12 protein-coding genes and 2 pseudogenes are annotated in these 13,364 nt (G+C 44.3%); 7 read left to right on the forward strand and 7 right to left on the reverse strand.

What is annotated here, in order from left to right:
• The 5 genes and pseudogenes from R2Q26_RS08950 to R2Q26_RS08970 all read left to right on the forward strand — a co-directional run.
• A pseudogene (locus tag R2Q26_RS08950) lies at positions 1-841 on the forward strand (calcium-binding protein); the annotation flags it as partial.
• Positions 842-1,131: 290 nt separating this feature from the next.
• Positions 1,132-1,590, forward strand: coding sequence for a transposase (locus R2Q26_RS08955; RefSeq protein ID WP_317535951.1), 459 nt, complete (start codon positions 1,132-1,134; stop codon positions 1,588-1,590).
• Positions 1,591-1,614: 24 nt separating this feature from the next.
• The gene (locus R2Q26_RS08960; protein ID WP_317535952.1) at positions 1,615-1,977 is read left to right on the forward strand and encodes a hypothetical protein; all 363 of its coding nucleotides are present in this window, start codon (positions 1,615-1,617) and stop codon (positions 1,975-1,977) included.
• 90 nt (positions 1,978-2,067) lie between these two features.
• Positions 2,068-2,625: a GrpB family protein gene (locus R2Q26_RS08965; protein ID WP_317535953.1), complete on the forward strand. Its 558-nt coding sequence runs from the start codon at positions 2,068-2,070 to the stop codon at positions 2,623-2,625.
• 162 nt (positions 2,626-2,787) lie between these two features.
• Complete coding sequence (locus R2Q26_RS08970) at positions 2,788-3,582, forward strand: CPBP family intramembrane glutamic endopeptidase (RefSeq protein WP_317535954.1); 795 nt, start codon at positions 2,788-2,790, stop codon at positions 3,580-3,582.
• Positions 3,583-3,642: 60 nt separating this feature from the next.
• Here the strand turns inward: R2Q26_RS08970 and R2Q26_RS08975 are convergent.
• A pseudogene (locus R2Q26_RS08975) lies at positions 3,643-3,860 on the reverse strand (integrase core domain-containing protein); the annotation flags it as partial.
• Here R2Q26_RS08975 and R2Q26_RS08980 point away from each other — a divergent pair.
• Positions 3,774-3,980, forward strand: a complete 207-nt coding sequence (locus tag R2Q26_RS08980; protein ID WP_317535955.1) for a hypothetical protein — start codon at positions 3,774-3,776, stop codon at positions 3,978-3,980. The pseudogene R2Q26_RS08975 and the gene R2Q26_RS08980 overlap by 87 nt on opposite strands.
• A 142-nt stretch (positions 3,981-4,122) precedes the next feature.
• On the opposite strand, the gene R2Q26_RS08985 is transcribed toward R2Q26_RS08980, so the two are convergent.
• From R2Q26_RS08985 to R2Q26_RS08995, 3 genes are all read right to left on the reverse strand, one after another.
• The gene (locus R2Q26_RS08985) at positions 4,123-4,278 is read right to left on the reverse strand and encodes a hypothetical protein (protein WP_317535956.1); all 156 of its coding nucleotides are present in this window, start codon (positions 4,276-4,278) and stop codon (positions 4,123-4,125) included.
• 101 nt (positions 4,279-4,379) lie between these two features.
• Positions 4,380-6,215, reverse strand: a complete 1,836-nt coding sequence (locus R2Q26_RS08990) for a copper oxidase (RefSeq protein ID WP_317535957.1) — start codon at positions 6,213-6,215, stop codon at positions 4,380-4,382.
• A gap of 123 nt (positions 6,216-6,338) precedes the next feature.
• Positions 6,339-6,539, reverse strand: coding sequence for a hypothetical protein (locus R2Q26_RS08995; RefSeq protein ID WP_317535958.1), 201 nt, complete (start codon positions 6,537-6,539; stop codon positions 6,339-6,341).
• Positions 6,540-6,792: 253 nt separating this feature from the next.
• On the opposite strand from R2Q26_RS08995, the gene R2Q26_RS09000 reads away from it, so the two are divergent.
• Entirely contained in the window at positions 6,793-7,647 is an 855-nt protein-coding gene (locus R2Q26_RS09000) for a DUF6502 family protein (protein WP_317535959.1), read from the forward strand.
• A gap of 207 nt (positions 7,648-7,854) precedes the next feature.
• Here the strand turns inward: R2Q26_RS09000 and R2Q26_RS09005 are convergent, their stop codons facing one another.
• The 3 genes from R2Q26_RS09005 to R2Q26_RS09015 form a co-directional block, all read right to left on the reverse strand.
• On the reverse strand, positions 7,855-8,529 hold the full coding sequence (locus R2Q26_RS09005) for a class I SAM-dependent methyltransferase (protein WP_317535960.1): 675 nt from the start codon (positions 8,527-8,529) through the stop codon (positions 7,855-7,857).
• A gap of 92 nt (positions 8,530-8,621) precedes the next feature.
• Positions 8,622-11,765 (reverse strand): CusA/CzcA family heavy metal efflux RND transporter, encoded by a 3,144-nt coding sequence (locus R2Q26_RS09010; protein WP_317535961.1) that lies wholly within the window; start codon positions 11,763-11,765, stop codon positions 8,622-8,624.
• A gap of 1 nt (position 11,766) precedes the next feature.
• Positions 11,767-13,359 (reverse strand): efflux RND transporter periplasmic adaptor subunit, encoded by a 1,593-nt coding sequence (locus R2Q26_RS09015; protein ID WP_317535962.1) that lies wholly within the window; start codon positions 13,357-13,359, stop codon positions 11,767-11,769.
• Positions 13,360-13,364 lie beyond the last annotated feature (5 nt).

A 13,364-nucleotide genomic window follows, 5' to 3' on the forward strand; every position in this document is an offset into this window, starting at 1 on the left:
TGACGTTTATATTGTTGATAATACTGGTGATGTTGTCACTGAAAATCTCAATGAAGGCACCGACACGGTCAACAGCAGCGTAACCTATGCACTATCAGCTAATGTGGAGAATCTAACCCTGACAGGTACATCCGCCATCGATGGTACCGGCAATGACCTGGCTAACATATTGAGAGGCAATTCAGCGGTTAATCAGCTGAATGGCGGCGCAGGTAATGACGTACTCAATGGCGGTGCTGGAGCCGATACCACGAGCGGCGGACTCGGCAATGACGTTTATATTGTTGATAATACTGGTGATGTTGTCACTGAAAATCTCAATGAAGGCACCGACACGGTCAACAGCAAAGTAACCTACGCACTATCAGCCAATGTGGAGAATCTCACCCTGACAGGTACATTGGCCATCAATGGTACCGGCAATGACCTGGCTAATAGAATCACTGGAAATACCGCTGACAATCAGTTAGATGGAGGTGCGGGTAACGACATCCTCGATGGGAAAACTGGCACTAATACGCTAACGGGTGGGGCAGATAAAGATATCTTCAAATTCACCACCGCCGGTCATAGTGACACGATCACTGATTTCACTGTAAGTGATGACACTATCATGCTTGAGAATGGTGTTTTTACTTCATTAACGACCACCGGGAGATTGGCTGCCGATCAGTTCACAATTGGTTCCCAAGCATTGGACGCGAATGATTTCATCATATACAACGATGCAACAGGGGCATTATTATACGATGCAGATGGCAGCGGTGCTGATGCTGCCGTACAAATTGCTACGGTTGGTACTGGTCTAGCCATGACCAATGCGGATATTGTGGTGATTTAGCTAAACAAGCTAGCTAATTAGAAGTTAACAATCAGAGAATGCTTTCCTAATTCTCCATATACAGGAATTAGGAATTTAAAAAACCCCGGCAAAACCCCGGGGACTTGATATGGGAAGCATCCTCCTTTCAGTAGCTTTAATTCAAGGTACACGCCTCAGTTCTGAACACTTTTTCCATTAATGAATAAAAATAGGTGTCAGTCATTGAAAAATAGGTGTCAGTCATTGCATAGTGCATGAAGCGCATTTATGATACGTAGCCATAAATGAATATGGAGAAGAATGGTTTTATGGCACGTCCGATCAGGCTGGAATTTTCGAATGGTTTATACCATGTTATGTCAAGAGGGAACGGTGGAGAAGCTATTTTTGCTGAAGATGAGGATAGACAGCAGTTTCTTGATTTATTAGCAGAGCTGATGACACGCTATCAAGCAATATGTTATGCCTACTGCCTTATGGATAATCACTATCATCTTTTGCTAGAAACGCCCAAGGCAAATCTATCTCAAATAATGCGAGGACTAAACGGGCGTTATACAAGATTTTTCAACAAAACGCGCCAACGATTGGGGCATGTGTTTCAGGGTCGGTATAAAGCGATTATTGTGCAAAAGGATAACTACTTACTTGAACTGTCGCGCTATATCATTTTCAATCCAGTACGTGCCGGTATAATTGATGTTCCAGAAAACTATAGCTGGTCCAGTTATAGTGCCACCATAGGTCGGTATACATGTCCTGACTAGCTTGCTGCTGATAATTTACTCAGTTTGTTCGATCATCAAAGAAGAAAGGCCATTCGCTTATACAAAGTGTATGTCAGTCAGGGTGTTGATCAGCCTTTCTCTGGAAAGGTATTACAACAAGCCTATTTAGGCGATAATGCTTTTATTGGTGAGGTACAAAAACATATTAGTTTGAAACAAAGTGATAGTATTCATATTACCAAGCGATCGAAGAAATCACCCAAGAAACCAATGGATGAAATTGTTGCCGGCATTACTGATAGAGGAGAAGCAATGAATGCGATATACAAAACGGGACATTACACCATGTTTGAAATTGCAACGTATTTTAATGTCCATTACAGCACTGTTAGTCGGTTAATTCGTTCATTTTGCAAGATACAATGACTGACACCTTTTTTGTGACAATGACTGACACCTTTTTTGTGAGAGAGCGTACGGAAGTTATTTAAATGGACTTATACTTTACAGAAAAAGATGTCAAAAATCATGGAAAGTGAAGTTTTGATTGGCGGAATTGAGAAAAGAGAAATCGTAATCGTAGACTATGATCCGATTTGGCCAAACAAATTTCTAGAGCATAAGAAAAAGATTGAAGTAGCCTTGAAAGACAGTTTTATCTTAATCGAACACATTGGATCAACATCAGTTCCGCAGCTGGCGGCCAAGCCAATAATTGACATCATTATTGTTGTTGAAGATTCTAGTAATGAAGCAACCTATCTCCCAACATTATTGGATGCTAGTTATGTTCTCCGGGTGAGAGAGCCCGAATGGCATCAACATAGAATGGTTAGAACTCCAGAACGGGATGTTCATGCACATATTTTTTCGCTTGGGTGTCCGGAGATTAAAAGGCAAATTGCCTTTCGAAATCGACTACGGCAGATTGACGGAGAACGTCTTCTGTACGAGTCTGTCAAGCGTCAATTGGCAAAACAGGACTGGACAGACATGAACGCATATGCTAGCGCAAAAGCGGAGGTTGTAGAGCAAATTACTGCTCGGGCGTTAAGCGAGTCAGACGGTATCTGACCCCATTCTGTATGCTCTTTATAGTTCAATTCTTAAATTATTACTTACGTTTAAATATCTGCTTTAACCTCCTAAGGTCCATGAAAATATTTATGCTATATAAAGTAAATATTTGTGTAGCATCAATCAATTGAATAAGATTTCCTTACTATCCGAATCAAGATGCTCAGGTTTTTTGTAACTCAATCAGATCAAAGTCTTACCAAATTACTGCAATGGCAAACAAAAAGAGCTAGCTTTAAAGTCGCGCTGATTTGTATCGTGGCAGCGTTGGTGCTGACCCTTCATCGCTATTTGGGAGATTATCGTTTTGTGTTATCGGTTTTAAAAAGCATAGAACTAAACAACCTCTCAAATATATTTCAATCATTCATGTTGCATCATGTTAATGCCCAATTACATCAATTAATGTTCTGGGCATCATCCATCGTTTTGTTTTATTTCATTCTGCCATTGCTAGTAATTGTGCTGGTGATAAAAGAAAAACCCGGTGATTATGGATTAGCGCCTAATTACAGTTTTAGCAATTACAGGCCTTACTTGATCATGATCATCAGTATGATTCCATTAATTGCTTATTTCTCAGGAACAGATGGTTTTCTGGCAAGCTATCCATTTTATAAAGTAGGGAAAAATGAGGGGCTTTATCCAAATTTTGTAATCTGGGAGATATTTTATTTTCTTCAGTTTATTGCGCTCGAATTTTTATTCCGAGGATTTTTATTGCATGGAACTAAACGAAGATTTGGAGTTTACTCCATATTTGTCATGACGATTCCCTATTGCATGATTCATTTTGGTAAACCTCTACCTGAAACGATTGGCGCAATAGTGGCCGGTATCGTGTTAGGTGCGATGAGTCTGAAAAGTAAGAGCATTTGGCCAGGTGTAATGCTTCATTATGGTATCGCAATCATGATGGATTTAAGTGTTTTGTATCGCAAAGGAATACTATGAATCAATCTGCCAAACTTCTTTCCCATTGAATAAAGTCTCCATAGGAGTTTTCCCATTTCAGATTTTACCCTGATGAGTTCTTTCATTATTGTAATAATCGATCCAACTGTTCAGGTCTTTCTTAAGGATTCTAAATCATAGTTGCGCTTCTTGCGGAAAGTTACTTGATAGAATTCCTGCAGAATGGTTTTGTGAAATCGTTCACAAATACCGTTGGTCTGTGGAGACATCACCTTCGTTTTGGTGTGATCGATATCATTGATTGCGAGGTACAACTGGGGAAACTATTGACTATGCAAACATTTACATTGGTTTTTCTTATTGCACTATTGCTTACAACACTGACCCAGATTTGGCTGGCAGTAAGACATATTCGATATAGTAATGACAGGATTTAAATTTACAAAAAACCAAGAATATGTATTTCTTGGTGATTTCCTGAGCGCGCCTGATATTGCTTACTATGGGTAAGTATGGTGGGAAGAATCATCAATCAGAAACTAGAAGGGGACGATTAACGCCCCCTTTGTTTGCTCAGTGCTAGCTCAGTACAGTGACATCATTCCAGCTAATTTGGCCGGGTTGTTCCGTTACTCCATTTTCAACTTCGAGAAAGGCCGTTACAACGCCATTCTCAATGGTAAATGTAAACCGTTTATCACTGCTGGTGGATAAATCATCATGTCCTGAGCTCATTTTTTCCCTCATTAATATAGGTAAGTAAAGGTATAAACAGTATTACAAATAGTATTACAAATCATGAGACTCTATCGAACACTGCTTATACCCGTCTTAGCTTATTTAATTGGATTAATTGGATCACGTTGCGCTGGGGTTAGTTGATCACTCCAGGAAGCAGGTAGATTCTGAACCCAGCCGTTATACACGACCGGGATTGGCAGGACACCTTGCCCCCCCATTCCAGGATTACCTTTTATGGTGTCATCGAGTTTTGTTGCGCCTGCAGCAAACAGTCCTACTTGACCTGCAATCATGGCATCGGAGGGATCGCCATCATTGTTTGGATCAGGATCGACAATTAGCAGTCTGTTGGAGAATTTGCTGGCAACATACGCATAGTAACCACCTCCTTGTTTGGCGCCGTATTGCACACCGTGGCAACCAGGATCGCAAGGCAACATGGCAACAACTTCATCAGTGCTGGTATTGACAACAGTAATCGTGCCTGTGAGCGTATTGGATGTGACCATATTTTTCCCATCGGGGGAAACGGGGGTTTGAACCGGTAATGCACCTACAGGGCCGGAAATGGTTCCTGCCACGGGATCATAATCTTTTAGCAGATTAATATGCTTGATAACTTGATGTGTGTCCATGTTTATAACAGCGATGGTGTTATCAAGGAAATTCGAAACATAATATTTGCTGCTATCTGGCATCATGCCGGCTGCCAAAGGATGACTGAATTCACCACCGACTTTTGTAAGGGAATCAATAGCATTTGTATGGAAATTGTATTGCGTGGAATCGCCGAAAAGGGCGTTTGCCGTTACCATGGTTTTGCCCTCATGACTCATCCAGTGCGCATGTGGATTACCTTGTCCAATATTCACCGTACGCAGCACCTCAGTTGCGAGCGGAGCTAGTTCCATGACTGAATCTTTTACATCATCGCCGTTATTGGTGACGTGAATCCGATCGCTATCGGGCAGAGTCATCACATGCGCAGGTGATTCGCCCACAGATACATTGCGAATCAATTTACCCGTTTGACGATCAAAAACAGCCAGTTTATCGTCAAACCATTGTGTCACATAAATAACGCTTTGATCTTTATCGGTCCACATATTGTGTGGATTGTTCATGTCGATGGAAGGCAACGCTACTTTGCGGGTGACCTGCCAAGAAGAGCCATCTACCGCTGATACCGTACCTGGTTTTTCTTTTCCTGAGGTGGTTTCAAACTCAGTGGCTACCCAAACTTCACCTACTGCGGGTATTTTAGGATTTTGAAGCGCTGCCAAGGGAATATCATTGCCATAGCGAGCATTCAGCATTTCTGGCAAGTTAACGACGCCACTATCCACACGTACATCAACATTAGGATAGGTAATATGCCATGGTTTATTACTTGCATAGTTCTGCCAGTTATCAGGATTAGTCGCGATAAAGAAAGTGCGTAATAGGCGGGTTGCCAGATCGCTGCTGCTTGGTACGGTAATGCCATTGATTAAACTGAGTGAAGATCCTAAATCCAGACCGGTGGTATTAGGATCATCAACAATCACTGCACCGAGCATGAAAGGATGAATACTGCAGAAAAAAACATATAAGCCTGGCGTTGTCAGCGTTACATCATCGCCCCCATCCGAATGTTTCGTATCATTATGTGGCATACCAGCGGCTCCAGTTGGGAAGATCAAACTGGTTCTCGTGTGCACCGTATTGGAATCACCAGAAAATTTAACCCGCACACCAGGCTGGGCAATTGCAATGGAGCGGTTGCCTGCGATCGCTGTTCCGGTGTCAAACCAGAGTGCTGCGTTGTCTGTCAGTGCAAATCGGACTTCGTTATCACCAGCAGAAACATTGCTTACAAATGACAAGGTTAAGATTGCTGAGGAATAAACTGCCAGGTTCACAATCTTTTTGATAAAAGACCTATCAAACATTAAATGTTCTCCATGGATTAATTAATACTATTCTCAGTTTGCCGTTAGTTTGGCGAAACTGGGTTTTTTACTTTTTCCTATCTCACGTTACAGTGGTTGGTCGTGTTAAACATGGTTGTTAATCTAAAGGTAAAGGAGTTTTCCAACGCGCCTTGCTTCAAGATCATCGGCTGCCATGTACAAGTTCTGCAAAAGCATATGCACTATTTGTGTATCCAATATAGTCGCATAGTCGCTTGAATTGACTATTTGTCGTGCCAGGGCTGGAGCAGAAGTAAGACCTATACTTAGTGTAAGAATTGAAATGTTTGAGAGTCTTCTCATAGCACTCTCCTTGATTTAGTTAATGCAGCATCAGTAAAACCATCACGATGTGCGTTGTGTGATTATTTCCCACACAGAAGGAATAGTAAATGAAAATAATTCTCATGTCTACATTTTGTGTAAAAATTTCCCACAAAATGCTTACCGCATTACCGTATCGTGTTATTATTACAATGTCATCATGTCATTATTACAATGTTATTAATTTCTGATTTAGTTTGATAATCTGATATTCTTATTTTTAAAATGCACTGTGCTTCCTTCCACTTCAATACTTTCACCAGCACTCGTTTCTGCGTTGCGCCGTGTATTGCGGCCATTTATCAAATTGATGCTAGCAAAGGGAATTACTTACAATTATTTATCTGAATTATTAAAAGATATCTTTGTAGAGGTAGCAGAAAAAGAATGCAAGATTGGAGGAAAGCCTTCTAGTGATAGTCATTTGAGCTTACTGACGGGTATCCATCGTAAAGATATCAAACGATTACGTCATAGTGACCATTCCACTATTCAAGTTATCCCGCACGCTGTTTCAATGGGCGCGCGACTCGTAAGCCTGTGGACAAGTGATGCGCGTTATCTGGATGAAAGCAATCAGCCCAGACCATTGCCCAGATTTATTAAAGAAGGCGGAGATATTTCTTTTGAAGGACTGGTTGCCAGTGTGAGCTGTGATATCCGTTCGCGAGTTGTACTTGACGAATGGTTAAGGCTCGGCGTAGCTTGCTTTGATGAAAAAAATCGCGTTTGTCTCAATACCGCTGCATTTGTCCCTGTGCATGGCTTTGATGAAAAAGTTTATTATTTTGGCCATAACTTGCATGATCATGCAGCAGCTGCTACCAGTAATTTGTTACAAGATGGTCAACCATTTTTAGAGCACAGCGTTTATTACGATGCATTAAGCGCGGATTCAGTTAGAGTATTGGCTGAAAAGTCTGAAAGTCTGGGAATGGAATCTTTACTTGCCATCAACAAAGAAGCTATAGAACTAAAAACAAATGATGCATTGAATAATAGTCCACGTTATCGTATGACATTTGGTATTTATTACTTCAGTGAACCTGTTGAGAAGAAAAATAATGTACATAATATGGATGAATAAAAAATATTTTAAAACTTCTGGATAACAAAAATTTCATTAACAACAGCATATCATTTCAGCGCTTCTTATCTATTACGCATTGTTACTTTGTTGCTCATATGCTTAATAAATATATTAGCGAAAAACAATTGCGATACCAACATTTCACAGGTTAATCCTGCAAACCTTTCTCATTCTGAAATAGGCGGTACGGCAGGTGCTTCCGTATCATCCAGAATTCACTTTCTTCCTACTCTTTATGGGTTTATCAGCGCGATATAAAGCAACAGTGCCAAGCACTGTACGGTAACATGTTGCCTCCTCCATCGAATGAAATCCAGCATCCGCCATATAAACCGGCAATAGACCCAGAATGTTATCGTGTACCTCTTCAAACCAACGCACTAACCAAGAGATCAGCCACATGACTGAATCATGTGGCTTGCCGAAATCCGCTACATGCAGTTTGCCACCAGGTTGGAGGACACGGAATGCTTCCCTGAGCATTTGCTGTTTATCTTGCCTCGTTAGATGATGTAGCATCAAACTGGCAAATACGTGATCGAAACTTTCGTCTGCATAGGGTAGACAAGTTGCGCTACCCTGCTGCAGGATGATGATCTCCCCTGCTTCTTCGGTCTTCCTGCGTGCGATATCTAACACCTCGGAATCCACGTCAAGTCCGCATACTGTAGCGTTCGGGTGGGCCTGTTTGATCATCAGGGTGAGCGTGCCTGTCCCGCAGCCAATATCCAACACGCTTTGGCCTGGCTGGATATCCGCTTGAGCAATCAACGCAGTCTTTAACGCCTCTTCAGGAAAGAAGAGCCGCATCATCGGATCGTACCAACGCGTCAACCAGTGGAAATGAAATGCTGGAATATAACGCAAAGGTTTCTTCATGGTGATCAACCTCTCATATAGTGAAAATTTTTTACTGCTACGATTAGCCACCCAATAACCAGGTCATTAAATTGGTTTGCAAATGTAAATTTTTATATTTTTTCGGTTTTAAATGAACGCTGAATCTGCATTTCCTTAATCATTGCATAAATAGCTGGGAAAATGATCAGCGTCAGCACAGTGGCCGAGACCATGCCGCCGACCATTGGAGCAGCAATGCGCCGCGTGACCTCTGAACCGGTGCCCGTGCTCAGCATGACCGGCAACAAACCCACGATGCTGCCGGCAATGGTCATCATGACGGCACGTATCCTTCTCACTGCACCTTCTGACACGGCAGCATAGAGATCTTCAACGGCGACTTTTTCACCGGCTGCATGGCGTTTTGCTGTAATGGATTTGAACGCCTGATCGAGGAAGGTCAGCATCACCATACCGATTTCAGCTGCGATACCCACTAGACCGATGAAACCCACTGCGACCGCAGTACTCATGTTATAACCAAGCCAGTAAATCAGCCAGATGCCCCCGATCACGGAAAAAGGCACTGTCAGCATCACGATCAATGTTTCGGTCAGACGATTGAAATTTAAATAGATCAGCACAAATACGATTAACAGCGTAAGGGGCACCACCACTTTCAATTTCTCGATGGCACGCTGCATATATTCAAACTGGCCGCTCCAGGTAGCGTAGTACCCCGATGAGAATTGTACCTGTTCTCGGACTGCCTGTTGTGCATCCGCGATATAGCTGCCGATATCACGATCACGTATATCAACAAAAATGTAAGCGGACAGCAAGGCGTTCTCGGTACGAATGCTCGGCGGCCCTTTGACAAGCTTAATCTGCGCAAGCTGTCCCAGTGGAATCATCGCTCCGCCCATAGTAGGGACCAGCACCTGTGTCGCAATCGCTTGTGGGTCGCTGCGCAGTTCACGTGGATAGCGCACGGTGACTCCATAGCGCTCACGTCCTTCAACAGTAGTAGTAATCGTTTCGCCCCCCAATGCTGTGGTAATGACTTCCAGCAGATCACCGACAGCCAAGCCATAACGCGCAAGCGCCATACGGTCGGGTTCAATATCGAGGTAATAACCACCAGTGGTTCGTTCCGCATAGACACTAGCGGTACCAGGTACTGTTTTGACGGCCATTTCGATCTGCTTGCCGAGTTTTTCTATTTCATCCAGATCGCTGCCAAATACTTTAATACCAATTGGTGTACGGATGCCGGTTGCCAGCATGTCAATCCTGTTTTTGATCGGCATTGTCCAGGCATTACTGACACCGGGTATTTGCAGCGCTTGATCCAGTTCAGCAATCAGCTTGTCGATGGTCATGCCGGGACGCCACTCACTTTCCGGTTTCAGATTGATGATGGTCTCGGTCATTTCCAATGGCGCTGGATCAGTCGCGGTATTGGCTCGGCCAGCTTTACCAAATACCGATGCCACTTCTGGAAAGCTTTTAATGATTTTGTTCTGGGTCTGCATGAGTTCCGCCGCTTTGGTGACAGAGATAGCCGGCAACGTTACCGGCATATAAAGCAGCGTACCTTCATTCAGCGGTGGCATGAATTCACTTCCCAATCTGACAGCTGGATAAATAGTTAATCCTAATAAAACAATGGCAGCAACGAGTATGCTTTTCTTCCATTTGATGACCCATGGAATGAGGGGCTGATAAAGCCGGATCATGAGCCGACCCAGTGGATTATCCTGCTCACGCGGAATACGGCCCCAAATCAGCAGTAGCATCAGCGCTGGAACCAGCGTGATGGATAGGAGTGCGGCGCCTGCCATGGCAAATGTCTTGGTAAAGGCGAGTGGTTGAAACATGCGCCCTTCCTGAGCCTCGAGCGTGAATATCGGCAGAAACGATACCGTAATAATCAGCAGGCTGAAAAATAACGCCGGTCCGACTTCCTTACATGCTGTAATAATGGTATCCCTACGCGCCACTGCGGGAGCAAGCGGATCAAGGCGTGCAAGGTGTTTATGCGTATTCTCCACCATGACAACCGCGGCGTCGGTCATCTCGGCAATGGCGAGTGCGATGCCAGCCAGACTCATGATGTTGGAGTTGATGCCCAGATGAAACATGACAATGAAAGCGATGAGCACACCGATTGGCAATATGATGATCGCCACCAGCGCACTACGCACATGCATGAGAAAAACGGCACATACCAGCGCTACGATAATCATCTGCTCGATCAACACTTCGTTCAGCGTCGCGATAGCACGCTGAATCAATTCGGAACGGTCATAAATAGATTGAATCGTTACGCCTTCTGGCAGACCTGGCTTAAGCTCATCGATTTTCGCTTCGATATCGCGGATAACATTGAGCGCATTCTCGCCATAGCGCGCAATGGCGATCCCTGAAACGGCTTCGCCTTCACCATTGAGTTCAGTGATCCCACGGCGTTCATTGGGCGCCAGCTCAACACGAGCGACATTACGCAATAGTACTGGCATACCCTCGTGTGCTTTTACGACCAGATTCTCTAGGTCACTGATGCTGCGTAAGTATCCTTTGCCACGCACCATGTACTCGGTTTCTGTAAGCTCGATCACACGCCCGCCCACATCGCGATTACTCTGAGCAACAACATTGATCACCGTCTTAAGTGAAATGCCATAAGCTTGTAAACGCCGTGGATCGACCGTAATCTGATAAGTTTTCTCAAACCCTCCGACGCTAGCTACTTCCGACACCCCTTCCGTCGCGACCAATTGATAACGCAGAAACCAGTCCTGGATGCTGCGCAGCTCATCCAGCGTTCGGTCTGCGGCAGTAACGACATATTGATAAACCCAGCCTACCCCCGTCGCGTCTGGACCAAGCGCGGGCCTGACACCCTGTGGCAATTTGTTAGCTGCAAAATTCAGGTATTCCAGCACACGTGAACGTGCCCAATAGATATCAGTACCATCTTCAAAAATGACGTAGATAAACGACACCCCAAAGGCCGACATTCCCCGCACAACTTTCGATTTGGGCACGCTCAGCATGGCCGTAGTCAGTGGGTAAGTGACCTGATCTTCAACCACTTGCGGTGCCTGGCCGGGATACTCGGTATAGATGATGACCTGAACATCGGATAGATCAGGAATCGCGTCAACCGGTGTTTTCAACACTGCATACACGCCCCAGGCAACGATGAAGAATGCTGCTAGCAATACTAGAAAAACATGCCGTACCGACCATTCGATTATTTTGCTGACCATCTCAGTGTTCTCCGTGCTCGTTGACGGCGGCACTGGTGTCTAGTAGATCAATGTGTACAATGACATACTCCCCAGCTGATTTTTCGGTAATTTCGAATGCAACCTTCTGGCCAGGCTTCAGCGAGCGAAGTAATGCCGGATCAGCAACCCGGAAATCCATAATCATTGATGGCCAATTGAGACTGGCGATCGGTCCATGCGCGAGTGTGATGGTTGTATGCGCAAAATCAATTGCCTCAATATTGCCATCACCACGATGAGTTTTTGACGGTGCGCCTTCAATTAATGTGCCAGGTTCGGCGTGTGATTTCTCGCGTTTCGCTAAGGAATGGTCTCCGGGACCAAAGCCACTTATGGCTGCCTTGAGGTTACTTTCCGCATCAATCAGGAAATTAGCCTTGACCACTACGGCCTCTCCTGCTTCAAGTCCTCCTAATACCTCAGCATAACCATCGGCATGCATGCCGAGTTTTACCGTGCGCGGTTCATAACGGCCTTCACCGAGATCAACCAGTACCAACTGTCGTATGCCAGTATCGAGTACTGCTGAGTCAGGGACAGTAAGTGCTTTTTCCTTACTATGAAAAGTAGCAAACTCGACACGCGCGTACATATCTGGTTTAAGCAGCCCATCAGCATTGAGCAGCTCAATGCGCACGAGAGCGGTACGTGTTTCTGGTGTCACTTCTGGATAGATAAAAGCCACCTTACCACTGAATACCTTATCCGGGTAGGCGTCGACTCTGATGGTAGCCATCTGACCTGGATGAATCATACGGAGATCCTGTTCAAACACATTAGCCAATACCCATACGCTTGATAAGTCGACAATCTTATAAAGTTCCTCTCCAGGCTCAAAGCGCTTGCCTTCAATGGATGGTTTTTCCAGCACGACGCCATTTGCTTGAGAGCGTAGTGTAAGATATTGCTTGATTTCGCCTTCACGCTGCAGGCGCTGCAATTCAATCTCCGATATGTCTAAGTTGCGCAATCGCTGCAATGCACTCTCGATCAGCCTTTGCACTCCAGATCGCGCATCTGGACTACCCTCGGCAACCATACGCATGCCTTTCATTGCAATAAGATATTCGTGTTGTGCTGTGATCAGAACAGGACTATAAACATCCATCAATGCATCGCCTTTTTTGACTGCTTGGCCAGTGGTATTGACGTAGAGTCGATGAATCCAGCCCTCGAATTTGGTCACTAACGTGTACAATTTACGCTCATTTGGCTGTATTGTGGCCACAACCCTGACGGTATGAATCATCTCTCGTAACATGGCAGTTTCAGTCCGAACTCCCAGTTTTTGTATTTTTTCAGTGCTAATCTTCACCGCTGCACTATCCACTGGAGGTTCTTCACCTTCATAAACGGGAATATAGTCCATCCCCATTGGGTCTTTCTTAGGTACGGGTGAAGTGTCTGGTAATCCCATTGGATTGCGGTAATAAAGAATCTTGCCCTTAGGAGTAATGACTTCAGGTGACTCGGCCACAGGCTTAACAGATTGGATATTTCCCCACCAATATCCCACAACGAGTGAAAGTGTGATTAGAACAGCAATAAGGATTACTTTAGCAAGTGCTCTCATAGCGA

The sequence above is a fragment of the Nitrosomonas sp. Is37 genome (assembly GCF_033063275.1).
In the GTDB taxonomy this organism is placed as follows: Bacteria; Pseudomonadota; Gammaproteobacteria; order Burkholderiales; family Nitrosomonadaceae; genus Nitrosomonas.

Coding starts and splice junctions, on each gene's coding strand:
- R2Q26_RS08955 (WP_317535951.1), top strand. CDS start 1,132: ATGGCACGTCCGATCAGGCTGGAATTTTCGAATGGTTTATACCATGTT.
- R2Q26_RS08965 (WP_317535953.1), top strand. CDS start 2,068: ATGTCAAAAATCATGGAAAGTGAAGTTTTGATTGGCGGAATTGAGAAA.
- R2Q26_RS08970 (WP_317535954.1), top strand. CDS start 2,788: ATGCTCAGGTTTTTTGTAACTCAATCAGATCAAAGTCTTACCAAATTA.
- R2Q26_RS08985 (WP_317535956.1), bottom strand. CDS start 4,278: ATGAGCTCAGGACATGATGATTTATCCACCAGCAGTGATAAACGGTTT.
- R2Q26_RS08990 (WP_317535957.1), bottom strand. CDS start 6,215: ATGTTTGATAGGTCTTTTATCAAAAAGATTGTGAACCTGGCAGTTTAT.
- R2Q26_RS08995 (WP_317535958.1), bottom strand. CDS start 6,539: ATGAGAAGACTCTCAAACATTTCAATTCTTACACTAAGTATAGGTCTT.
- R2Q26_RS09005 (WP_317535960.1), bottom strand. CDS start 8,529: ATGAAGAAACCTTTGCGTTATATTCCAGCATTTCATTTCCACTGGTTG.
- R2Q26_RS09010 (WP_317535961.1), bottom strand. CDS start 11,765: ATGGTCAGCAAAATAATCGAATGGTCGGTACGGCATGTTTTTCTAGTA.
- R2Q26_RS09015 (WP_317535962.1), bottom strand. CDS start 13,359: ATGAGAGCACTTGCTAAAGTAATCCTTATTGCTGTTCTAATCACACTT.